Source organism: Polyangium sp. 15x6 (genome assembly GCF_029960785.1).
Lineage (GTDB): Bacteria > Myxococcota_A > Polyangia > Polyangiales > Polyangiaceae > Polyangium.
On the sequence record NZ_JASBQE010000118.1, the window covers coordinates 1 to 22,297 of the forward strand.

Sequence of the window (22,297 nt, forward strand, 5' to 3'; positions counted from 1 at the left end):
GGGGGGGGGGCCCGGGGGGGGGGGGGGGGGGGGGCCCCCCCCCCCCCTTCCTCCCCATCACCAGCCGCAGGTCTCGCCCTTGCTCTCCTCGCGGATCCACTTCCGCAGGGGCTCGAAGTATTCGAGGATCGCGCTCGCGTCGCCCTGGGTCTCGCCGGAGATGGCCTTCATCGCCTCCGGCCAGGGCTTGCTCGCGCCCATCGCCAGCATCGCCTTGAGCTTGTCGCCGGCGGCCTTGTTGCCGTAAATCGAGCACGTGTGCAGCGGGCCTGTGTGGCCGGCCGCCTTGCAGAGCGCGCGGTGGAACTGGAACTGGTAGATGTGCGCCAGGAAGTACCGCGTGTAGGGCGTGCCGCCGGGGACGTGGAACTTCGCGCCGGGGTCGAAATCCTTCTCGCTGCGCGGCACCGGCGCCGCGACGCCCTGGTATTTCTGGCGCAGGTTCCACCACGCCTCGTTGTACTTGTCGGGCGCCGTCTTGCCCGCGAAGACGTCCCAGCGCCATTGATCGATGAGCTTGCCGAACGGGAGGAAGGCGATCTTCGAGAGCGCCTGCTTCATCAGGAAGTTCGTCTCCGCCTTCGGGTTCTCCGGCGCGTCCTTCAGCAGGCCGATCGTCTTCAGATAACCCGGCGTCACGCTGAGCGCGATCGTATCGCCGATGCCCTCGTGAAAGCCGTCGTTCGCGCCCGATTGGAAGAGGACCGGGAGCGTGTGGTAGTAGACGTAGTAATAGTTGTGGCCGAGCTCGTGGTGGATGGTGATGAAATCCTCCTCCTTCGGCTCGATGCACATCTTGATGCGAATGTCGCCGGCGTACGTGACGTCCCAGGCGCTCGCGTGGCAGACGACCTCGCGGTCGCGCGGGCGGACGAACATGGAGCGTTCCCAGAACGTCTTCGGCAATGATTCGAGGCCGAGCGAGGTGAAGAACCGCTCGCCCATCTTCGCCATTTCAATCGCGCCCACCTTCTTGTCGACGAGCGCCTTCGTCACGTCGATCGATGCTTCCTTCGGATACGGCGTGACCAGGTCGTAGATGTTCGACCAGTCCTGCGCCCACATGTTGCCGAGCAGGTGCGCCGGGATCGGCGCCTTGGCGGCGATCTTGTCCTCGCCGTAGAGCTTGCGCAGCTTGGACCGGACGAGGCAATGCAGCTCGTCGTAGAGCGGCTTCACCTGGGTCCACAGGCGCTCGGTGTCGGCCTCGAACGCCTCGGGCGTCATGTCGTAGCCGGCGCGCCAGAGCGCGCCCATGTCCGAGAAGCCGATCGAGCGCGCGCCTTCGTTGCCGAGCTCGACGTACCGCGTGTAGCGCTCCTTGATCGGCGGCGCGATCGAATGCCAGCCTGTCCAGGCGTCGAGCAGCTCGTCGTACTTGCGGCTCTTCGCCATGATGTTCGAGAGCTCGTCGAGGTTCAGGCATTTCCCCTCGAGCCGCGGGGGGCAGTATTTGCCCTTGCCGTAATCGGCCTCCATCGAGACGGCGATCTGCGCGAGCTCGGAGCGCTTCTTCGCATCCGGGGGCGCGGGCAGCGTGCTCGAGAGCTTGATGAGCTTGAGCTGCCGCGCGACGGGCTCGTCGAGCTTCAGGCCGTCGAAGCGGGTCGCGCCCGTGATCGCCGTGCCGAGGTATTCCATGTTGGCTTCCTCGGCTGCCGCCGAGAGCGCCGTCGTATCGTCCGTGATGTACGTCTTGTTCACCCAGGCCGCGCGCGCCGAGGCGGTCCAGAGTTTCTTCAAGTCGTCGTTGACACGGAGGGTGAACCCGTGCGCCTCCTCGGCCGTCGGCGGCTTCTCGGCCGCGGGCGCCTGGGTCTTGCCCGGCGCGGGCGCGGACGCCGCCGTGCCCTGCGGGGACGGGGGCGATTCGGAGCTACACGCGAAGACGGCGGCGGCGAGCGGGAGGACGAGGGCGAGGGCGGCGTAGGGGTGTTGTTTCATGGACCGGGCTCCGAGGTTTTGCCCGGTATAATCCGGAAACTAGGCGTCGGGGAAGAGCATTGCGAAGGCGTTCGGCGAAAGCAGGTTGTCGCAGACGAACGTGGCGCCGGCCTTCGCGAGATCTTCCGGGACGAACCTGCCGGTTCCGACGGCGAGCGACTCGGCGCCGATGGCCTGGGCGGCGGCGATGTCCTTGGGCGTGTCGCCGATGACGACGACGCGGCAATCGCCCCGGTCCTTGCCGAGCAGCTCGGCGCCGCGCCGGGCGCCGGCGTCGAGGATCCGGGCGCGCTCCTCGGCGTCGCAGCCGAATCCGCCGAAGGAGAAACGACCGAAGAGGCTGGCGCGGTCGAGCTTGATGCGAGCGCCGTCTCGGACATTGCCCGTGCCGAGGCCGAGCGCGATGTGAGAAAAACGAGCGGCGTGCGCGAGGACGTGGTCGATGCCGGGGTGCGTGACGTAGCCGGTGGAGGCGGCGACCTCGGCGACGAGGGCTTCGAGGTAGGCGTCGAGGACGCGGTCGATCGCAGGTTCGTCGGCGCTCGTGCCGACGGCGTCGAGGCCGCGGCGGACGATGGCGCGATCGGTCATGCCGTCGAAGGAGAAATGCGCGCACGCATCGGCCCGGCCGGTGACACATTCGAAGGCGCGCTCCATGGAGCGACGGCCCGCGCCGCCGGTGTCGATGAGGGTGCCGTCGATGTCGAAGAGGAGGATGGTGGGGTGCACGGGCGGAGTATGCCAGAGACGAAGGAGCGCGCTCCCCGCGGCGTGCGGCCGGCGGTTCGTTTCGCGTTCACGAAAGCAGGAGAGGCGGGAACGCGCGGGGGGCGGGATCAGCTCTCGGGAGGCGGGCTCGACACGGAGAACGAGAACTGCGGCGTGGCGAACGACCCGACCCACACGCGGTACGTGCCGATCGCCGGGTTCGTGATGTCGATCTGCGGCTGGTAATCCTCCCCCGAAGCGTCGTCGTTGCATTGGTAGGTGCCGTCGGGGAGCTGGACGACGAGGACCAGATCCGAGGGGATCGGGCGGTCGGTGGCGGCCGGGCCCTCGGCCCGCAGACGCAGCGATGGCCGCTGCGTGTCCAGCGACACCTCGAAATCAGGCTCTTCGGAGATGAAGCCCGCGCAACCCTCCAGGAGCTCCGACGCCGGCCTGATGCCGGACACCGCCCCCTCCTCCCTCGCGGTCCCGTCGGCCGCCAACGTCAGGACGCGCGGAACGGCATACGCCGACGCTGCGCCCAGCCACGTAGCAACGATCGCCGTACTGATTGCAAGTGCTCTCATGAGAACCCTCCCTTGGTCGTGGAAGAGTGCAATGGTTGCGCCAGGACGGAGCGGGCACGGGGGCGCCTCGCAAGGGTGACCGGTGCGCAGTGCCGTGCCATTTCGACGCGGCTTCGGGCTCGGCAAATGGAGGCATGTGGCGTTGCGACACTCGGCGAACTTCCGACGGGAAAAGGGTGCGTGGCCGTCGGGGGGCGCCGCGTGTCGTCTCAGGCGCGGCCGGCGCGCCGCGCGAGATCGTGCATGTCGGGGGCCCCGATGGGGAGGTCGCCGGTGAAGCCCATGCAGGTGAGCTCGAGGTGATTGCCGAAGGGATCGTAGAAATAAAGGGACGCGTGTCCGGGCGGGCCGAGCCGGCGCGGGCCTTCGGTGGCGACGCCGTTCGCTTCGAGGGCCTTCTGCATCGGGATCATGTCCTCGGGCGCGACGGCGAAGGCGATGTGCGGGTGGTCTTGCGTGGCCGACGGCCAGCCGTGGCCCTGCGGGAAGAGGTCGATCCGGGCCGTGCCGAGCTGGACGGTGATGTGGGTGCTACGAGCGGCGTCGCCTGCGCGGCCGAGCGAGGCGAGAAACTCGGGCGAGACGCGCATGACGATCTTCGCGCCGAGGAGGCCGACGTAGAAACGCTCGGCGACCGCGAGATCGCCGACGGGCAACGTGAGGTGATCGATTCCTTGGATGCGGCCCGCGAAGGGGTTTTCTTGGATATCGCTCATGATGGTTCCTCCCCGAAGGGCATTCGTGAAGCAAGGGGAGGGCCACGTCCAATCGTTTTCGCGCCAAAGCGATACACGCGGCATATCGGCCTTCGTGGACATACGCCCCGCGGAGGCGAGGGGATCACCCCGAAGTCCGGTCGACAGGGCACGGAGATGAAGGGGACTACCCCGACGCGCGATCGATCGGGCAGGGGGGATGAAGGGGACTACCCCGACGCGCGATCGATCGAGCAGGGGGAGGGTAGGGTCAGCCGCTCACTTCGGCGGCTTCTGCGCGCAGAAGCCGTCGATGCACTCGTCGACCGGGTTGCAGCAGTCGGCCTTCGTGGTGCAGGCGTTGCCGGTCTCGGAGCAGGAGCCTGGCGGCGGGGGCTCGCCGCAGACGTACGCGCCGCTCGACGGGTCCTTGACGCACTGGCCGAGGCAGCAGTCGGCGCCCGTCACGCAGCTCTCGCCCTGCTCCTTGCAGGGCTCCTTCGCCATGTACGCGTTCTCGGAGAGGCCGCAGCCCTCCTGCCCGCGCATGTAGAAGGGCGGATGCGAGGGATCTCCGGCCGTCGGCGGGTCGTCGATCGCCGTCATCCAGAGCTGCTGGCGGTTCGTGCCGACCAGCGTGTTGCCGTAGTCGCGGCGCGAGATGAAGACGAGCCAGTAATACCCGCCCGCGCGCTGCGGGGCGAAGACCGGGTTGAAGCTCTTGTTGTCGCTCGAGGCGATCGCGAGCTTCTTCAGGTCCGTGCCGTCGGGCTTGACGAGCCAGAGGTCGCCGTTGCCCGTCGAGCGCGAGCCGGACGTGGGGCGGCCGAACGCGATGTACTGGCTGTCCGACGTGAAGCTCGGGTACGCCGGGCGGCCCTGGGCGCCAGCCTGCGCGACGATGGACTTGACGTTGCTGACGGTGACGCCGTCGGCCGCGACGTCGCCGGTGGCGAGGTAGCCGCTCGACGCGTCGAAGACCCAGCCGCCGCCGCCGAGGCCGCAGATGGCCGCGAGCTTGTTGCCGTCCGGCGACCACGCCGGCTCGCCGCAGCCAGTGCCCATGGCGTTGCTGTTGAGGACGGCGCCGCCGGCCGCGTTGACGATGCGCAGGATGGCGTTGCTCGGGTTCGAGGCCGCGTCGTTGCTGACGAGGATCTTGTCGCTCGTGTGGTTGAAGGCGCTGAAGGTGCCGCCGAGGCCGGAGCCGGGCGGGATCGCGCCGTACTGCGCCGGGACCTGCGTGAGGTCGACGGTGATCTGCGGGAAGGGCGTGCCCGTGTCGAGCGTGGCCATCATGGTCTTGCCGTCGCGGCTGACCGTGTGGCAGCCCCAGCAGCCGCCGGGATTGAAGAACTCCTCGGGCGTGGCGGAGTCGGGCTTGATCTTGAGGATGCGGCCGTTCGAGTTGCCGCCGCAGGCGCCGGGAAGCTCCCAGTAATACACGGCGCCGCGGACGCGGCCCTGCGCGACGTGCCAGATCTGGCTCGTGGGCGCATACGCGCCGCCGCCAGACGCGAGGCGCGAGAGCTGGACCATGACCGGGTCACTCTGCGCGCCCGTGCCGGAGGAGCCGATGTACTCCCAGTCTTTCTGGTCCATCAGATACCGAGCCGGCGCGCCGGTCTGGAAGTACGCGACGTACTCCATGTGCTTCTCGGTGATCTTGAGGCGGTAGATCTCGGAGCCGCCGACGCCGTTCCACTGGATCTCGGGCGCGAGGACGCCGAGCGGGAAGACGGTGTCATGGTACGGGTAGACGATCGACATGCCCGGGTCGGGGCCGATGGGGTTGTCGAAGGCCGCCTGCTGCGCAGGATCGATGCCCGCGGCGTTGACGGTTTTCTTGACGTTGACCGTGACGTTGGTGTTCGCCTCGGCATTGTTGAGCTTCGCCGTGAGGACGCCGGTGCCGCCGACATTGCCAGTCGGCGTGAAGATCGCGCCGGTGATGTCGCCGATGTCCGGTCGCTCGTAGACCCACGTGACGAGGTTCGTGACGTCCTGGCCAGCCTGGGTCTTCACGGTGAAGATCTGGGTCGGCTTGTTGAGGTCGACGACGTTCAGCGTGGGATTCAGGGGCGTGATGATGAGCGCCTGGACGTTCGGGTCACCCCCAATGCCGCCCGAGCCGCAATTGAAGAGGCAGCCGCCCTCGCCGCCCTGGCCGCCCTGACTGGTGCTGCTACTGCTCCAATCGCCGGCGTCGCCGCCGTCGCCTCCATTGTTCGAGCTGGTGGCGCCGCAGCCATAAGCGAACATCGCCGCGCCGAGCGAGCTCACGATACCAAGGAATGCAAAGCGTCCGCGCATGCCGTTCTCCCGGTGTGGATCGCCGGCCGTGCCTGGCGGGCGAGGTCGGAAGGATACCACTGAGCAGAGGAGCTCTGCAGGACGAAGTGGCAATTTTCCGACGGTAAGGCCTGATGCGTCCAGGTTTCCGGGGTGACCAGAAGGATGGAGCAAGCGGCAGGCGTCGCGCCGGGGCGCTGCCCCGGACCCCGCGGGGGCTATCCGCCCCTCGACCCGGACCAGGGCAAGCCCTGGACTCGGGATGGAAGAACTGCGCGGTGCGCAGTTCTTCCAACGGGCCCGTTGGACCGCCTCGCCCATCGAAAGGGCAGCGCCGCTGTCTTGGTTGGCAGGATCGTCGCTGGTCTTGACTCGGCCTGTTCGATGAACTGCACGGAGCGCAGTTCATCGACCCCGGGTCCAGCGCTTGCGCTGGTCCGGGTCCAGGGGCGGACAGCCCCTGGTGGGGCCTGGGGCAACGCCCCAGCGAGGCGCCTCAGCGGCGGGAGGTGCGACGGCGGAGCGCGACGGCGGCGCCGAGGAGCAGGGCTGCGAGGGAGGCGCCTTCGGTGGGCGCGGGGAGGCCGGCGACGCGGCAGCCGCAGCCGCCTTGCTTGGGGGGCTCGGCGGGGGGCGCCTCGGTGGGCGTCTCGCCGGTGGCTGCGGGCTCTTGGGGCGCCTCGGCGGCGGCGGGCTCGCCTTCGCCTTCCTTCTTTTCGGCCGAGGCGTCTTGCTTCTTCTCTTCGGGCTTCTTCTTCTTCTCGCCTGCGAAGACGATGGCGCGGCGATCGACGACGGGGTTGTCGCCCTTGAGGATCAGCTTGATGGTCTGGCCCATCTGGGCGCCGTCGGTCTGGCGGGTGATCTTGAGATCGTATTCGCCGGCCTCGAAGCCCTTGTCACGACGGATGACGAAGTCGAACTTCGTGATGTTGAAGACCTTGCCGCTCGCGTCGGAGAAGCCGACGTCCATGCTCTCGTTGATGCTCGGCTGGTTCTTCAGCGGGAGCTTCGTGAGGAGCGGGCGCTCGGGGGACTGGTCCGTGAGCGAGCGCTCGTAGAGCACGGTGGGCGTGAAGCTGAAGATCATCGGGATGTACGCGATGTCCGGCTTCGCCCCGTAGTTGATGGTGAAGTTCAGCTTCCACTTGCCGTTCACCTCCTCGGGCTCGCGCGTGGCGAGCGTGACGGTGCCCGCGGCGCGCGCGTCGGTCGGCGCGAAGAGCACGAATGCGAGCGCGAGGGCGGCGAAGAGCGCCTGGATGAAGGCCGTACGGCGCGGCGAACATTGGGGGTTTGGGGGCGTAGCTCGGCTCGTCCGAGCGTAGCCCCCATCGGAGATACGCGCTGGTTTCATCGTGGGACCAACCTATCAGGTTCGAGGGATCACGGGAACCAGAGGAGCTTGTCCTCGGCGCCCTTGTAACAATCGGCCTGGGCCTGCTCCTCGTTGTCGCCGCAGCCGCCGCCGAGGCAGCTCGCGATGTCGTGGAGCGCGGTTGCGTTGTACCGCGTGGTGAACATCGCCTGCTGCGCCGGCTCGAGGCGCTTCATCGCGGCCTTGCACTCGGCGAACTCGACCTTCTCGCAGCGCGTGGCGCGGTTGCAGCGGGCGTCGATGACCTCGTCGACGCCGGGGCCGCTCATCGGGAGGTCGACGAGGGCCTTGTCGTTGCACTCGGAGAGGAGGAGGGCGCGATCGGCGGCCGCGGGATCACCGGACTTCTTCGCCTCCTCGACGCGCTCGAAGTAGCACTTCGTCATCACGCGGATGTACGCCGCGGAGGCCTTGGGGGAGGCCGAGCGGCACTCGGTCATGCGATCCCAGGCGCCGCCCGGACCCTCGGACTTGGCGAGGGCGTCGCACCATGCGGCCTGCGCGGTCGTGACGTCGGGCTGGTCGGGGAAGTTCGCGTTTCCGCCGCATGCGACGATGGCAAAGCCGGTGACGAGCAGGGCCACGGCGCGGCGGGCCGTGCTCCGGCGATCCTTGGGGGTGGAACGGACGTCGTGCATGGCGCGACGGTACCACGCACGCGCCGGCAGGGACGAGTTCGTCGGCTCGGAGTCGTCGATTACCCGCCGCGGATCCGCGTGAGCACCGCCCGGGCCGTGGTCGACAGTCCCTCCGGATCGAGCGCCGCCTCCATCACGCGTTGCCTGCGCGCGAGCTCGAACGCCTCGGCTCGACCCGCCTCGTCGAGGTCGTGAAAGGCCGGGTGGGTTCGCACCTCGCCGAGCGGGCCGCGGGCTCGGTAGGCGCCGGCGAGGGCCTCGATCAACACGTCGCGGTCGTCGCCCGGGTTGCCGCTCATCGTAGCTCTGCCTCCAGGTCGACGTGGTGCTTCTCCAGGCACTCGGCGAGCATTTTGCGCGCGCGGGTGAAGTTCTGGAGGAAGGTGTTGATGCGCATCCCGAGCCGCTCGGCGAGGGTCTCGTCAGGCTCGGCGCCGCCGCTCGCGAGTCGGGCCCGGAGGACCTCGGCGGGCTTGTCGGGGAGTTTTTCGTGGCAATGCGCGATGACCTTGCGCAGGAGCGGGTCGGGGGCGCGGGGCTCGAAGGTCTCGAGGCGCGTCTCGTCGAGGTCTTCGTCTTCGACGGGCGCGAGGCGGGCGCGGCGGAGGTCGTCGATGCAGAGGTTCCTGCCGATGCGAATGGCGAGGCGCACGAGGCTGTTGGGGCGGCCGTCCGCTACGTGGCGCGGCGCGACTTGCCAGACGCGGAGGAGGGTCTCCTGGAGGACGGCCTCGGTGTCGACGCGGGTCGCGTAGGGCCGGAGGCTCTCGCGCACGCGGCCTTCGGCGCCGGCGATCCAGCGCCCGAAGGCGTCGGCGTCGCCGGCGGCGATGGCGGGGAGGTGGACGTCGAGATCGAGCATCACACGGGGGCGATCGAGGTGACGGGCGCAGGCAAGAGGCCCTGCTTGCCCGGCGAGGCGGGCTTGCGGAAGGCGTAAAGCAAGCCGGCGAGGAGCGCGAGCAAAAGGAGCACGAGGAGGACGACGGGAAGGCGCGAGGCGCTCTTCTTGGGCGCGGTCGCCAGCGCATCCACGGTAGGAAGAGCGCGGGGCGCCGAGAGCCCGGCAGGCTTCTCGGGGAAGGGGGCCGGCCCCGCGATCGGACCCGCCGTCTTGCCGAGCCTCGCTTTGAGGTCGATTTTCCCCTTCGTCTTTCCGCCCTCGGCCGCGCGCGCCGGTCGCAGCCCGAGGCCCTCCGCCGACATGCCGTGCGGCAATTCGTGCGGCATGCGCTCGCGCCGGAGCGCGTCGTCGGGATCCACCGTCGCTTCTTCGGTGACCGCGATCCATGAGGTCAGGCGCGTGGCGATCTTGAAATCGAGGCCGATGCGCTCGATGGCGTCGTCGATGGCGCGACGATCGTCGCCGCGGGCGAGCGCGAGCTCGAGGTCCTCGACCTTTTCGCGGCCGAAGAGCGCCGCCGCGGGGCTGTCGTCGCCGGCTTCGATCGCGGGGACGTCGAGGCGCTTTTCCCAGGTTCCTTCGCGGGTCTGTCCGCGGACGAGGAGGCTTCCGCCCTCGGGGCGGAGCGCGAGCGCGACGAGGACCGGCGCGCCGGCGAAGAGATCCGGCAGGCGCAGAGGCGCGTGCTCGACGAGCACCGAGCCCGTGATGTCGAGGTTCACGAGCACCGGCGCCGCGGTCCGCGCGACGAGGCGCGCGGCGGCGCGCTCCGGGTCCTCGCCGAGGCCGATCACCACCTCGATGCCGCGCCCCGCGCGCGCGGCCGGCGCGGTGAGCGAGCGGTTCACCGCCGAGCCGACGCCGACCGTGTGCAGGCGCGACGAGGCCGGCAGGCGGTCGAAGATCGCACGGAGCACCTCGGCCTCGAAGCCGATGTGGCCGTCGGTCACGAGGACGACCTGGCGCTGTGCGTCGGGCCGGAGCGCGCGCAGCGCTTCGAGGATGCCGGCGCGCATCTCGGTGCCGCCGGACGCGCGGAGCGCGCGGAGCCAGGCGAGAGCCTCGCGCTTGGCGAGGTCGGTCGCGCGGACGGGCGCGTCGTTCCAGCGCCGCGGCGCGCTCGAGAACTCGATGAGCTCGAGCTGGTCGTCGTCGCGGAGCGTGTCGATGAGGGCGGAGACGACACGGCGGGCCTGATCGAGCGGCTCGCCATGCATCGAGCCGCTCGTGTCGAGCAGGACCACGAGGTCCCGCGTGACGGGGCGGCGCGCCGGCGAGGCCGCCGGGGGGACGATGGTGAGCAGGCCGTGGGCCGTTTGCGAGGTGTCGCCCGCGCGGCGCGAGGTGTCGAGCGAGAGGCCGACCTTCGGGGTGGCCACGCTCCAGCGGACGACGAGGTCACGATCGAGCCGCGCGCCGGTGCGTGCGCCGAGGTTGACGACGACGCCCTGCTTCGGGTCGCCGCTGATTTCGAGGGCGTGCGAGGGCGATTCGGGCTGCTTGCCCGCGGCGAGGGGGTCGTGGATGAGGCACGTGAGGCCGAGGCGCGCGGGCAGGGGGCCGTCGGCGACGTCCTGCGTGATGCGCGCGGCGTCGGGGACGCGGCCCTCTTCGCCGAGGTAGCGAGGCGCGACGACGGTGGGGAAGCGCCACTCCCAGGCGCCCTCGTCGAGCCAGGCGAGGCGCTGGTCGATGACGATTTCGGCGACGATCTCGGCGCCGGGCGGGATGTTGCCGATCTCCTGGGTGAAGAGGCTCGATCGGTCCTGTTCGAGGAGCGCGGCGCTCTTGCCCTCGACGAGGGCGCGCTCGTACCGCTCGCGCGCCTCGGCGCGGCCGCGGACGTCGCCGACGATGCGCCGATCGCCGATGCGGAAGGAGAAGGCGCTGACGGCGCCGTCGGCGGGGAGCGGGAGGCTGTAGGTGACCGCGAGGGGTTCGTCGTGCGGGTTGGCGAAGCGCTGCGCGAGGACGACACGCGCGATGCCGCCTTTGGCGTCGGCCTGGAGGGTGGTGCCGCGGAGGGGAAGGGCGCGGCCGTCGGTCGTGACGAGGCGCGCGCCGTTCGAGGGCGCGGTCGGGGCGAGGTGCGGGGACGAGGGGGCGTTGGGGGAGAAGAGTGACAGGGTCATCGGTGCCTCCGCCCGACCAACGAGGGGGGCCGCAGGCTGATGACAAAAAATCGTACGGGCTTCGGAGCGAGGTGACCAGACGGGATGGACGGTCGGTTCGTACGGGGGCGAATGAAGCGCGCGCCCGAGGACGAGCGGCGAAATCTTTACGCTTGCCTTTCTCGCCGGTGTCTCGGAAGGTTGAGGGACGAGCGTCGGCCGCCATGACGAAGACCCCGGAGAAGAGCTCCGCAGCGCGAACCGTGAGCGGCTGCGACGTGAACGAGCCTCCAGATCCAGGCCTGCTGATGTTCGGGCGTGGCATGAGCCGCGCGAAGCACGTGAAGGCCGCCGATCGGCTCGATCCGAGGCGCTCGGGAATCGAGCTGCGGGCGCCTGATCTGGCGAGGGGCCCTCCGCCCGAGCGCGCCGAGTCATAGCCGGGGCAGCGTCGCGAAGGCCGGTCGTTCGGCCGGCGCGGATCGCTTGCCCTCGTTTTGCGCGCGAGTGAGTGCCGGGAATCCGGGCATTCGCGCGTGCCTCGTGATGCCGCTCGTCCGCGATTTCGATCAGGAGGGGACGATGAGGTTTTCGTACTTTCTCACGCGCACCGAGCTCGTGCTTTTCGTGAAGCTCGGGCTTCTCGTGTCTTGCGTCGTCGGATTGCGGTCGCTCGCCGGGGTCCTCGTCGACGAGGGCGAGGACGACGAGCCGGACGAATGACCGTTCAGCATTCCTCTTCATGTGCCGGGAGGTCCACGCCCATGTTCCCCATCGCTCCGAGCCTCGTGATCACCACCCAGGATGCAGAGCGCCTTCGCCTGATCGTCGAGCTGCACCTCGAAGGCCAAAGACGCGCGGCCGCGGAGGCGCTCGACCGGGAGATCGCGCGCGCCAAGCTCGTCGCGCCGCCGGCCGTGCCGCCCGATGTGGTGACGATGAACAGCCTGGTGCTGTATCTGGACGAGGTGACGCAAAAGCGCCGCGAGGTGGTGATCACGTATCCGCGGGACGCGTGCGTCGAGGAAGGGCGCGTGTCCGTCCTTTCGCCCATCGGAACGGCGTTGCTCGGGCTCTCCGTGGGTCAGGGCATCACGTGGCCGATGCCCTCTGCCGGCCACAAGCGGCTGCGCGTGCTCGCCGTGCCCTATCAGCCCGAGGCCGCGGGGAATTTCGAGCTCTGACGACGATCGTGTCGCGCCGGAGAGCCCGCGGGCGTGTCGGGATCAGACTTGGGTGACCATGAACGGCGGCACGCTGTTGTAGTTCGTATCCTGGGCGTAGAAATGCCAGCCGGTTCGTTTGCGGACGCCGATGACGTGGCTGAGCCAGTGGTTGCCGTTGTCCCAGTATCGGGTGATGTTGAAGTTGCCGGCGGAGCGGACATTGCAGCGGGCGTCCATTTGCTGGTTCGTGAACTTGCCCCCGTCGATGTGCCTCACGGTGGGAATCGGGCCCGGGGTGATCACGAGCCGGCAGCCGGTGAGGCCCGCGGTGAAGAAGTAATCCGCGCCGGCGCCCAGTTGAAGGACGGGCTCGGCGTCCTGTTGCCAGGCCAGGTAATGAGCCTTGAACGCATGCGAAGAAAAGCTCTTCTTGGCGCCAGCGGGGACCTTCTCCAGCGTCACGGCCGGCATGTTGTTGTGCTTCGACTTGATGATGAGGTTGACCTCGCAGATGCCTTTCTGCATGGCGAGCGAAGGGGCCGGCACCGAGATCAAGGGGTGGGTTCGCAAGAACAAGACGGGATCGCTCAGGAAGAGCTTGTTGATGCCATCACTCATGGAACCTCCGTAAGAAAAATGCGTCCGGGAAAGCGGCGACGGGCAAGGGTATCACGGGCTCGAACAAATCGCCGCGTCGCTGCGTCCCGCCGCACGTAGGAGGGATACGCCCGGAGACGGGAATCGGACGACGAGGGTCGCATTGTTTCGAGGCAACCGCACCTCGAGGCCCTCCAGGCAGGTGCGGCCGGTCGAGACGGCGACGAGGGCCGTGGCGCCGAGGCTCGGGGCGTCGTGGTCGGGGTCGGGCGGATCGAATTGCACGTCGACGAGGACGTCGGCGAGGAGGCGGTAGGCGTCGGGGTCGGGACGGCAAGCCGGGGAAGCGTCGAGGTTCGTGAGGCTGCCGGCGGCGCGTACGGGGCCGAGGGTGGCGCGGGTGATGTCGAGATCGGCGAGGAGGATGTCGCCGGAGGTGCCGGAGACGGCGCTCACGGCAAGTCGAGGGGAAGCCGCGTCGCCGCGGCGGCGCGCGAGGCCGAGGCGATGGCGGGTGACGTCGGGGACGCGGGCAATCTGGGTGAGGCGGCGGAGGAGGCCGCCGCGGAGGAGGGAGAGCTCGCCGTCTCCGGCCTGGAGAGTAAGGAGGTCGCCGCGGCCGAGATCGGCGGCGGCGGTGAAGGCGCCGTTGTGCTGGAGGGGGACGGGGTCGCGATTCGGGCTGCCCGGGAGGCCGAGGTCGAAGCGGAGCTCGGTGGTGCGGAGGAAGAGGCCCACGGGCGAGGCGTCGGTCGCGAGGAGGACGGGGACGAGGGAGCCCTCGACGCGGCTGAGGGACGGGGCCTTGAAGGCGGCGCGGCGCGGAGGGCGCGGGTCGAAGGGAAGGCCGACGTCCACGGTGAAGCTGCCGGCGCGAACGAGGCCAACGGCGACGCCGGGCGGGATGCGGAGCGAAGCGGGGAGAGGCGCAGGGCCAGCGTCGGTCTTGCTGTCGCCGCGGGGCGCGGGGGCGCCGGGGCGTTCGAGGCGGCAGCGCAGGGGGAGCGAGCCGAGGCGCTTGACGGGCGGCTCGGGGGCGGGCGCGATGTCGGCAGGGGTGTCCTGCGGGGCCGCGGGAGCGGGGCTTCCCCAGCCGAGGCGGACGACGCCGTCGCCGAGGGCGCAGCCGAGCTCGGAGCAGCCCTGGATCATGTTCGCGTCGTAGGGGGCGTTGAGCTCGCCGACGGGGGGCGCGACGACGGGGCGGAAGGTACGGCCGCCGTCGGTGGTCTCGTGGTAGGTGGCGGCGCCGTCGTCGGCGCGGGCGAGGGCGAAGGGGCCGCCGCGGATGAGCTCGACGACGCCGGGCGGGAGGGGGTGGACCTCGACGCGGCCGTCGGGCTGGATGTGGACGCCGGCGAAGCGGCCGCCGAGGCGTGTGGAGACGGGGAGCATGCGCTCGGAGCGGCCCTGGGGAATGGGGTCGCGCTCGAGGGCGTCTTCGGGGTCCTCGCCTTCGGGCGCGAGGACGATCCAGCCGTGGATGGAGCCGTCTTTCTCGTCGAGCCAGAAATCGCGGTCGATCGAGCGATAGGGCGACTCCTCCATGGGCGTCGGGGCGGCCGGGAAGACGGCGCCGCCGAGGGCGGGATCGGCGGGGTCGACGCGGATGATGCGGACGCCTTCGGGCGCGGGTCGGGGGGCGGTTTTCGTGTCCTTGCCGCGGAGGACCAGGGCCGTGGCTGTACCGCCGTCCCCGGGGAGGAACCGGTACAGATGGGTCGCGTCTTCGCCGGTGAGGCGTCGCTCGGTCCAGGCGCCGTCGGCGCCGCGGACGCAGACGTAGGCCTCGTCGGGGGGGGTCGGGTCGAGCGGCTCGGGCGGGTCTGCCGGGGGCGTCGTGAATTCTTGCTCGAACGCGCTGGGCCCGAAGAGCTTCGGCTGCGCGTCGCTCACGGGCGGGGCGCCCCGGAAATCGGCGGCCGTGGGGACGAGCGCGCCACATCGGCCCGTGAAGGCGAAGCGCTGGCCGAGGCCCGCGATGAACGTGGACGGCTCGGGGAAGGTGGCCTCGAGGCGCGGCGCGGAAGGGTCGCCCGGGAGGGCGAGGACGTGAGCGCCGTGCGGGTGGGTGCAGGCGAGCAGGACGTCGGCGCCGCGGGTGATGGGCTGGCATTGGGCGAAGGGCTCGGCGACGCCGGGCAAAGGCGCGACGTCGAGGGCCTGGCCGGTCGCGAGGGCGAGGATACGGAGCCCTTGCTCGCGCACGACGAGAGCGCGGCCGCCCGGGAGGCGGGCGCCGGCGAAGACGGCGCTCGGGAGGTCGAGGGGGGCGAGGTGGCGGCTCGGGGCGGCGAGATCCTCGGTGACCGAAGGCATCATGCCCCAGCCGAGGTCGTTCGGCGGGTCCGCGGCGACGGGGACGAGGCCCTTGGCGGGGTCGAGGGCGAGCGTGGGCTGGCGGCCGGCGCCCGTGAGCAGGAGGAGTTTTCCGGACTCGCCTTCCTCGAGGGCGAAGATGCGGACGCTCCGCTCGGCGGTGAGGTCACGGAAGGTCTTGCCGCCGTCGGTGGTGATCTCGGCGCGGCCGAAGGCGTCGAGGCGGACGCCGTGCTTGCCGTCGAGGGAGAAGGCCTCGGCGAAGCGGGCGAGGTCGGTGCGGCGGAGGGCGGGGGCCTCGGCGCGGGGGTCGAGCTCGAGCAGGCCGAGGTCGGTGCGCAGGACGAGGGTGTCGAGCCAGGGACGCGCGCCGCCCTCGGCCGCGATCTGGGCGATGGGGCGGAGCTCGCCGAGGAAGGTGTCGGCGCGGTAGGTGCGCGCCTCCGACCAGAAGACGTAGCCGCCGCCGAGGCGCGCCGGCAGGGAGCGGAAGCCGTACAAAGCCTCGGGGCCACGCGCCTCGGCGAGGACGAGGCCGCCGTCGAGCAGGAAGCGGTTGCCGGAGGCGAGGGCGGGCTCGCGGCGCGGCAAGGCGGAGTCGCGGCCCGCCTCGTCGAAGGAGACGCCGACGCCCTCGGCGAGGACGTACCGGGCCGGGCCGAGGAGGGGCTCGGGCGCGGCGGCGGGCTTCGGGCGCAGCGGCGAGGGCGGCGGGGTGGAGGCGCCTGGGCGCTCGGGCTTCGCGGAGCAGGCGGCGAAGGAGGCGGCGAGGGCGACGAGGGCGACGGACGCGGCCCGGGGGACGGCGCGTTGTTTCATCGGACGATGCCTTCGCAGGTGAGCGGCTGGCGGACCTCGGCGCCGAAGCCGAGGACCACGAGCGTGCCCTTGCCGGGGCCCTTGCCATCGAAGCGAGCGATGACCTTGCGGACCGTGCCCGGCGGGTCGTAGTAGCCGACCTCTGGCTCGTGGCGCTCGTCGCGGACCGCGATCTCCACGGCTTCGAGGCACGCGCGCGCCGGCGACCAGCGCAGGACGGCGAAGCCCGCCGATCCGCTCGCCGTGACGCCGAGGAGCGCGCCCTGGGCGAGGCCGATCTCCGTGTCGAAGGGCAGGACCACACGGGCGTCGTCGGGCTCGGGCGCGCAGCGAGGATCCGAGGCGGCGGCGAGGTCTGCGAGGGACGCGAGGCGCTTCTCGGGGCCGAGCGTGCCTCGATCCGGGTCGAGCGGCGCGAGCACGGCCTCGCCACCCGCGTCGACGGCGACGACGACCGGGTCCTGTCCGCGCAGGCCGGCGGCGAGGTCGAAGCGGCTCGCGCCCTCGGGCGGATGGAGCGACGCGAGCGCACGTCGCGCGCCGGAGACGACGGCGCGGCTGGGCGTGGGCTTGGTGGGTGGCAGCTCCACGGCGGAGACGGCCTGATCGTCGCCGCTCCCCGTCACGAGCAAGACGCGGCTCCCGTGCACGACGCCCACCGTGGGATCGTCGACGCACCCGCCGATGGGGATCGTCAGGCCGGCGTCGTCGACGAGGGGAGCGGCGCAGCGGCCGAGGCCCGAGGTGGCCACGGCGCGCACCTTCGCGCCGTCGAGCACGTAGCCGAGCCGGATCTCGTACGGGTGAAACGGCGTCGGGCCGAGGCGCGAGAGCGGCACCGTGACGCGCGTGATGGGGGCTGCGAGGTCGAGCAGGGGCACGTAGGCGATCTCGGCGTCGCCCGTCATGCCCGCGGGCTGCGGGCCGTTCAGCGGGATGAGCATCCCGCCCGTGAAGCCGATGCGGCCGGGCGCCGCGCGGGCGATCGGCGTCTTCGTGTAGCCGAGGCCGAACGAGTCGGGGGTCCGCTTGCCCTCGCTCGGGCCGGCATACCGGCAGGCGAGGCGCACGAGCGGGGGCGCGGGGATCGGGCGCTGGTAGTCGGGGTTCGGCTTCGGCGGGGTCGTGTCCTCCGGCGCAGGCTCGGACCCGTCGTTCCAGCCGATCCGCACGAACGTGCCGACCTGGCAGCCGACCTCGCTGCACGACATGGGCTCGGACGATCCGCCGCTCGGCGGGGGCGCGACGGGGCGGAAGGTGCGGCCGTAGTCGGTGGTCTCGAACAGGCGTTCGGTCTCGGTGCGGACGAGGCCGAAGCGGCCCGAGGTCGCGATGCTGGCGGTCTGCGCCGGCAAGGGGTGCTGCCGCGGGCGGCCCTCGGGGTCGATGGTCACGGCCGCGAGGTTCGAAGGGCTGTGGGCCGAGGGGAGCCAGCCTTCGAGGGTGCCGTCGGGCGTGACGTGGAGCGCGCGGGTGAGCAGCGCGGTCGTCGCGGAGGAGGAATAGGTGGTGATGTCGAGCGGCGGCTCGTTGCGGGCCACGCGCACGACGCGGAGGGCGCCGCGCACGGTGACGCGGGGCGCGCCGTGGAGGAACGTGCCGGGGATGGCCACGAGGGCCACGGCGGCGCCCTCGGCCCGGGGAATCCAGGCGACGACGTCGCTCGCGTCGGCCGGCGCGAGCGTGTGCTCGACCCACACGCCCGGGCCCTTGCGCACGCAGAAGACCGGGCTCCGCTGGTTCGAGGCGTTCGTCGGCGAGGCCGAGGCGACGACGTCGGCGGGCGAGCCCGGCGCGGGGCCCTCGCACGGGCCGACGAAACCGAGCGCCTCGCCGTCCGCGACCACGAACCGATCCAAGCTCGGCGCGTCCGGCAGATCGAACGTGCGCTCGATGCGCCCGCCGCTCGCCAGATCGAGCACGGTGGCGCGGTTTTGCGACTCGCAGACGAGCAGCGCGCCGTCCTTCACGCGGAGCGGCGTGCACGTGTCGTCGCCCGTCTCGATCGAGAGCAGCGCGGTCGCCCGGCCCGTGCGCAGGTCGACGCGCGCGACGGCGCCCTCCGTGACCGTGAGGGCGTCCCCTTCGAGCCAGCGCAGCCCGTACGCGGTCGCCGCGTCGAGGGCCGACACGGCGGATTCCTCGGGCCAGCGATCGTCGAGGTCGGGCGGCGGTGCGTGGCGCGTCGGGCCCTGCGGGGCGCGATCCGACACGATGCTCCCGCGCGCGTCGACGAGGCGGCTCTCCTCGCCCCGGAGCAGGACCAGCAGATCCTCGCCCCGGACCTCGAGCTCCGTCGCGTCCGGCAGCTCGGCCGACACGTCGCGGAACGTCGCGCCGCCGTCCATCGTGAGGCGCGCGTGTCCGAACACCGTCAGCACCAGCGCGCGGCGCGCGTCCGCCGCGAGCCCGATGGCAAACCCGGGCAGGTCGAGCTTGCGGGGCGGCCCGCCCGCGGGCGACACCACGAACACGCCGGCCGCCGTGACGAGCCCCGTGCCGTCGACCCAGTCGAACGTGCGTTGCACGGCCGAGGGCAGCTTCCCGAGCGAACGCGCCTCGCCGAGCCACTCGGCTGCGCCGAACACCTCGCGCTCCCGCCAGAGCACGTACCGCGCGGGCGCCGACGGCGCGACGCTCCACGCCGGGGCCGCGGTGGCTCCGTCGAACTCCGCCGTATCCTTGGCCGTCGCGATCACGTCGGCGCCGCGCGATTCGACCCGTCGACCGCTCGCGAGCGACCGATCGACGCCGGCCTCGGTTCGCTCGATCCAGTCCGTCGAGCCCGGCACGACCCAGCGCGGCGGACCCAGCGCCTCGGCCCGCGGCGACGCCGCCGCCCCGCGCGCCTTCTCCCCCGACGGCGGCGTGATCGGCTCGGGCCGCGCCTGCGTGCAGCTCGCCGCGGCCACGAGGAGCGCGCAGGCCGACGTGAGGGCGGCGCGCTTCATCGGGCTCGCTCCTCGGGCGCTGGTTCGAGCTTGCAGTCGAGCGCTTGCCGCAGCCCGCCCGCCTGGAGCACGGCGCCGCGCCGCTTCGAGCCCGAAGCCTCCCACCGCACGACCAGGCTCCCCTCGCTGCGCGTGATGTCGTCGGGCCGCCGCTCGGCCCCGAGGTCGAGCGCCTCCACGCACACGCGCTCCTCCGTCCAGCGCAGGAGCGCCGCGCCCGCCGCGCGCAAGGACACGCCCGGCAGCGCGCGTGTATCGATCCCGAACCACGACCCGGGCTCCAGCGGCACGAGCGCACGCCAGCCCTTGGCCTTCTTGCAGCGCGGATCGTCGGCCGGCGTCGCGGTCGACCACGGCGCGAGCGCCGTCCGCGGCCGCGGGCTCTGCGTGGCCGGATCGAGCTCCGCCACCGCGGTCACGCGCGGCGGACTCCCGTCCCAGAGCAAGAGCCCGATCGCCCCATCGTCCCGCCGCGCCAACGTCACCGGCCTTCGCCCGCCGCTGTCGCGCTCCTGGCCCATGAAGACCGGCGGCCTTGTCGGCGCCTGCCCGTGCTCCTCGAACGTCATGCGCCGGCGGATCTCGCCCAGCACGAGCACGCGCTCCGGCCCGAGCAGGAGCCCGGCGCCCACGGCGTTCTCGCTCATCGCGTAGCGCCGCGGCTCGAAGAGCGGCAGCGTCGTCGTGCGCTCGTTCGCCAGCACGACCTCGTTCCTGTCGGTCACGAACAGCAGCGCGACGTCCCCTTTCGGCGCGAGCAGCGGCGTCACCACCACGCGCCGCGCCTCCTCGAGCTCCGCGCCCGTCGCGTCGATCCGCAACGGCGGCGCGCCCGGCTCGAACGGCATCCGCATCACGAGCGAATGCGTGCGGAGCGGCGCCGCGCTGGCCTTTCGCGGCGGCGTCTTCCCGGGCGTTTTTCCGGGGGGCGCCGGCGGGGCCTGTCCGGCTTGCTGCGCGCCTTTCATCAGCGCTTGCAGCGCGTCCTTCGGGAGCTGCGCGAGGACCTCCGGCGGCAGCGCGTGCAGAATGTCGGCCGACGGCCCCGCTGCATTCGGCTCCCCGGGCGCGTTCTCCACCTCGCGCACGAGCGTCACCAGGTCCCCGAGCCCGGTCTGCCACGACAACCTGCCCTTGTCCGGCACGAGCGCGGCTTCCGGAACGACCTCCGGCGTGCCGGCCGGCGTGCAGGCGAGCCGCACTGGCGCCTTCGCCTCCGGCTCCTCGTAAGGTTTGGCCGGGTACACCACCGGCGCCGCGCCGGTCGATCCCCAGCCGAGGCGCGTCACCGGCCCCATCGCGCACCCGAGCGGCGAGCAGAAGCCGCCGAAGGCCGCCGGCGGCAGCGGCGACCGCCCCGCCGCTTGGAAGCTCCGGCCGTGATCGATCGTCTCGTACAGATCGCCGTCCCGCGTGAGCGCCACGCCGAAATCGCCGGTCGTGATCATGCCGAGGACCCGCGGCGGCGGGGCGAACGTCGTCACCCGCCCGCGCGGATCCACGACGACCCCGGTGAACACCCCGCCCACCTCGCCGCCGTTCGGCGACACCAGCCAGCCCTCGATCGAGCCGTCCTCGCGCACCTGGAACCGCCGCTCGACGAGCGGCCCGAGCGGCCCGCGCATGCCGCCCGAATACATGCCGTACGGATTGAACGAGGGCCGCGAGAACACCATGCCGGAGACCTCGCCGGGCACCCGCACGATCCGCACGCCGCCTTGCGCGACCACGCGTGGCTCGTCGGCCTTCGGCTCGGGCAAACCCTCCACGCGTGGATCGACGACCAGCGCCACCGCCGTCCCGTCCCGCCGCGGCGCCCAGCCGTACACCTCCTGCCCGGGCGGGAGCTCGATCGTGTGCTCGACCCAGTCGCCCGGCCCTCGCCGCACGCAGATCCGCGTCGCCGGCCGGATCTCGCTGCCGAGATCCATGCGCGACGGATCGTTCATATCGATCATCCGCGGCGTGAACTTGCACGACCCCACGAACGCGAGCGCGCCCGCGTCGTCGGTCACGAAATACCCGTCGTCGCTGAAGGCCCGCTCGACGACCGGCGGAAACGCCCCGTCCCGCAGGCTCATCACGTACGAGCTCGTGTCCTGGTACATCTCCCAGCCGCACACGACGAGCGGCGCCTCGGGCCCTGCCACCGACGAGCACATGAGCCCCGGCTGCGGAAAATCCGTCACGGTCCGGACGAGCGTGCCCCGCCCGAGATCCACCTCGGCCAGGGCCGACGGGTTCACCGCCAGCGCGCGCCCCGCCGCGACCCTCGCCCCGCCGAGCACCGCGGCCTGGATCGGCGGCGTATCCCGCCAGATCCACCACGCGTTCCGATCGTCCGCCCTCGAACCGGGCAGGATCGGCTCGAACCCGCGCCCGTGCGACGAACCGTGCTGCGCCCCATCCATCGGCCCGAACCGCCCGTCCGCGCCGAGCGGCAGCCGCCCTTGCCACGTATCCACCGCGACCGCGCCCGGCTGCACCAGGAACGTCTTGCTCCCGAGGCCCGCGACGCCGGCCGCGTCGTTCCACGTCGCCCCCCCGTCCCCCGTTGAGGCGAGCCGGCCGAGGTAGTCCACGCGCACCGCGCGTTTCCCATCGAGCGCCGCGAAATCCGCGAGCCCCGCCTCGCTCGCCGCTTCGAGCGTGTCGCTCCCCTTCCGCAGCGCCGCCGTCCCCGCCTCGCCGAACACGAGCACCGCGTCGAGCCCGCTCCTCGCCCCGCGCACGGCCCCGACCCCGAGCGCGCCGCCGAGCGCGACCGGCCGGAGCGGCCCCGTGAACGTGTCCGACCGGAACACCCGCGCGCGGCTCCAGTGGACGAACCCGCCGCCGAGGTGCGGCGCCACCACGAGCGACCCGACGAGCGGATCACTCTTCACCGACAGATCGACGTCCCAGGCCGCCGAAAGCACCTCGCCGCTGTCGGGCGAAAGCTCGAACCGCACGCCCGCCGACACCAGCCGGTCTCGATCCGCCTCGTGCGACACCCAGAATGCGTCGTCGACCGCCGTATGAAACAGCCGCGCCCCGCCCACGAGCGGCGCGTCGAGCCCGAGGGACGGCGCCTCCTTTGGACCGGCCTTCGCGTGGGTGGGCGTGGGCGCCGGGCGTGTACAGGCCCCGAGCGCGAGGGCCGCGGCGAGGAGAGACGGTCGATCGAGTCGTCCCAGCATCGGGGGAGC

Annotated in this window: 17 protein-coding genes; 3 read left to right on the plus strand and 14 right to left on the minus strand. The window is 71.6% G+C overall.

The window, feature by feature from the left end; all coding sequences use genetic code 11:
• Positions 1-57: 57 nt before the first annotated feature.
• The 10 genes from QHF83_RS45860 to QHF83_RS45905 form a co-directional block, all read right to left on the minus strand.
• Positions 58-1,944, minus strand: a complete 1,887-nt coding sequence (locus tag QHF83_RS45860; protein WP_282424460.1) for a M2 family metallopeptidase — start codon at positions 1,942-1,944, stop codon at positions 58-60.
• Positions 1,945-1,983: 39 nt separating this feature from the next.
• Positions 1,984-2,673: an HAD hydrolase-like protein gene (locus tag QHF83_RS45865; RefSeq protein WP_282424461.1), complete on the minus strand. Its 690-nt coding sequence runs from the start codon at positions 2,671-2,673 to the stop codon at positions 1,984-1,986.
• A gap of 107 nt (positions 2,674-2,780) precedes the next feature.
• A complete protein-coding gene (locus QHF83_RS45870) occupies positions 2,781-3,119 on the minus strand; it encodes a hypothetical protein (protein WP_282424462.1) in 339 nt (112 codons plus the stop codon).
• A 329-nt stretch (positions 3,120-3,448) separates the two neighbouring features.
• A complete protein-coding gene (locus QHF83_RS45875) occupies positions 3,449-3,955 on the minus strand; it encodes a VOC family protein (protein ID WP_282424463.1) in 507 nt (168 codons plus the stop codon).
• Positions 3,956-4,213: 258 nt separating this feature from the next.
• Positions 4,214-6,247, minus strand: coding sequence for a hypothetical protein (locus QHF83_RS45880; protein ID WP_282424464.1), 2,034 nt, complete (start codon positions 6,245-6,247; stop codon positions 4,214-4,216).
• Between the two features lie 475 nt (positions 6,248-6,722).
• Positions 6,723-7,583, minus strand: coding sequence for an MYXO-CTERM sorting domain-containing protein (locus QHF83_RS45885; RefSeq protein ID WP_282424465.1), 861 nt, complete (start codon positions 7,581-7,583; stop codon positions 6,723-6,725).
• 29 nt (positions 7,584-7,612) lie between these two features.
• Positions 7,613-8,242 carry a hypothetical protein gene (locus QHF83_RS45890; protein ID WP_282424466.1) on the minus strand — a complete coding sequence of 210 codons (630 nt, stop codon included), beginning with the start codon at positions 8,240-8,242 and terminating at the stop codon, positions 7,613-7,615.
• A 59-nt stretch (positions 8,243-8,301) separates the two neighbouring features.
• Entirely contained in the window at positions 8,302-8,541 is a 240-nt protein-coding gene (locus QHF83_RS45895; RefSeq protein WP_282424467.1) for a hypothetical protein, read from the minus strand.
• Complete coding sequence (locus tag QHF83_RS45900) at positions 8,538-9,104, minus strand: sigma factor (RefSeq protein WP_282424468.1); 567 nt, start codon at positions 9,102-9,104, stop codon at positions 8,538-8,540. The genes QHF83_RS45895 and QHF83_RS45900 overlap by 4 nt, the downstream gene beginning before the upstream one ends.
• Complete coding sequence (locus QHF83_RS45905; RefSeq protein ID WP_282424469.1) at positions 9,104-11,278, minus strand: VIT domain-containing protein; 2,175 nt, start codon at positions 11,276-11,278, stop codon at positions 9,104-9,106. The genes QHF83_RS45900 and QHF83_RS45905 overlap by 1 nt, the downstream gene beginning before the upstream one ends.
• Positions 11,279-11,481: 203 nt before the next feature.
• On the opposite strand from QHF83_RS45905, the gene QHF83_RS45910 reads away from it, so the two are divergent.
• The 3 genes from QHF83_RS45910 (at position 11,482) to rnk (ending at position 12,441) form a co-directional block, all read left to right on the plus strand.
• A complete protein-coding gene (locus QHF83_RS45910) occupies positions 11,482-11,697 on the plus strand; it encodes a hypothetical protein (protein ID WP_282424470.1) in 216 nt (71 codons plus the stop codon).
• Between the two features lie 142 nt (positions 11,698-11,839).
• Positions 11,840-11,980, plus strand: coding sequence for a hypothetical protein (locus QHF83_RS45915; protein WP_282424471.1), 141 nt, complete (start codon positions 11,840-11,842; stop codon positions 11,978-11,980).
• A gap of 41 nt (positions 11,981-12,021) precedes the next feature.
• Positions 12,022-12,441: a nucleoside diphosphate kinase regulator gene (rnk, locus tag QHF83_RS45920; protein ID WP_282424472.1), complete on the plus strand. Its 420-nt coding sequence runs from the start codon at positions 12,022-12,024 to the stop codon at positions 12,439-12,441.
• Between the two features lie 42 nt (positions 12,442-12,483).
• On the opposite strand, the gene QHF83_RS45925 is transcribed toward rnk, so the two are convergent.
• Genes QHF83_RS45925 through QHF83_RS45940 form a run of 4 tightly spaced genes read right to left on the minus strand, consistent with a single transcriptional unit; the run spans position 12,484 to position 22,288 of the window.
• The gene (locus QHF83_RS45925) at positions 12,484-13,041 is read right to left on the minus strand and encodes a hypothetical protein (RefSeq protein ID WP_282424473.1); all 558 of its coding nucleotides are present in this window, start codon (positions 13,039-13,041) and stop codon (positions 12,484-12,486) included.
• Between the two features lie 51 nt (positions 13,042-13,092).
• The gene (locus QHF83_RS45930) at positions 13,093-16,158 is read right to left on the minus strand and encodes a hypothetical protein (RefSeq protein WP_282424474.1); all 3,066 of its coding nucleotides are present in this window, start codon (positions 16,156-16,158) and stop codon (positions 13,093-13,095) included.
• Positions 16,155-19,109, minus strand: coding sequence for a hypothetical protein (locus QHF83_RS45935; RefSeq protein ID WP_282424475.1), 2,955 nt, complete (start codon positions 19,107-19,109; stop codon positions 16,155-16,157). The genes QHF83_RS45930 and QHF83_RS45935 overlap by 4 nt, the downstream gene beginning before the upstream one ends.
• A complete protein-coding gene (locus QHF83_RS45940) occupies positions 19,106-22,288 on the minus strand; it encodes a hypothetical protein (protein ID WP_282424476.1) in 3,183 nt (1,060 codons plus the stop codon). Before QHF83_RS45940 ends, QHF83_RS45935 begins: the two co-directional genes overlap by 4 nt.
• Positions 22,289-22,297: the final 9 nt, after the last annotated feature.

Coding starts and splice junctions, on each gene's coding strand:
- QHF83_RS45860 (WP_282424460.1), bottom strand. CDS start 1,944: ATGAAACAACACCCCTACGCCGCCCTCGCCCTCGTCCTCCCGCTCGCC.
- QHF83_RS45875 (WP_282424463.1), bottom strand. CDS start 3,955: ATGAGCGATATCCAAGAAAACCCCTTCGCGGGCCGCATCCAAGGAATC.
- QHF83_RS45880 (WP_282424464.1), bottom strand. CDS start 6,247: ATGCGCGGACGCTTTGCATTCCTTGGTATCGTGAGCTCGCTCGGCGCG.
- QHF83_RS45885 (WP_282424465.1), bottom strand. CDS start 7,583: ATGAAACCAGCGCGTATCTCCGATGGGGGCTACGCTCGGACGAGCCGA.
- QHF83_RS45890 (WP_282424466.1), bottom strand. CDS start 8,242: ATGCACGACGTCCGTTCCACCCCCAAGGATCGCCGGAGCACGGCCCGC.
- QHF83_RS45895 (WP_282424467.1), bottom strand. CDS start 8,541: ATGAGCGGCAACCCGGGCGACGACCGCGACGTGTTGATCGAGGCCCTC.
- QHF83_RS45900 (WP_282424468.1), bottom strand. CDS start 9,104: ATGCTCGATCTCGACGTCCACCTCCCCGCCATCGCCGCCGGCGACGCC.
- QHF83_RS45905 (WP_282424469.1), bottom strand. CDS start 11,278: ATGACCCTGTCACTCTTCTCCCCCAACGCCCCCTCGTCCCCGCACCTC.
- QHF83_RS45910 (WP_282424470.1), top strand. CDS start 11,482: ATGACGAAGACCCCGGAGAAGAGCTCCGCAGCGCGAACCGTGAGCGGC.
- QHF83_RS45915 (WP_282424471.1), top strand. CDS start 11,840: ATGAGGTTTTCGTACTTTCTCACGCGCACCGAGCTCGTGCTTTTCGTG.
- rnk (WP_282424472.1), top strand. CDS start 12,022: ATGTTCCCCATCGCTCCGAGCCTCGTGATCACCACCCAGGATGCAGAG.
- QHF83_RS45925 (WP_282424473.1), bottom strand. CDS start 13,041: ATGAGTGATGGCATCAACAAGCTCTTCCTGAGCGATCCCGTCTTGTTC.
- QHF83_RS45930 (WP_282424474.1), bottom strand. CDS start 16,158: ATGAAACAACGCGCCGTCCCCCGGGCCGCGTCCGTCGCCCTCGTCGCC.
- QHF83_RS45935 (WP_282424475.1), bottom strand. CDS start 19,109: ATGAAGCGCGCCGCCCTCACGTCGGCCTGCGCGCTCCTCGTGGCCGCG.
- QHF83_RS45940 (WP_282424476.1), bottom strand. CDS start 22,288: ATGCTGGGACGACTCGATCGACCGTCTCTCCTCGCCGCGGCCCTCGCG.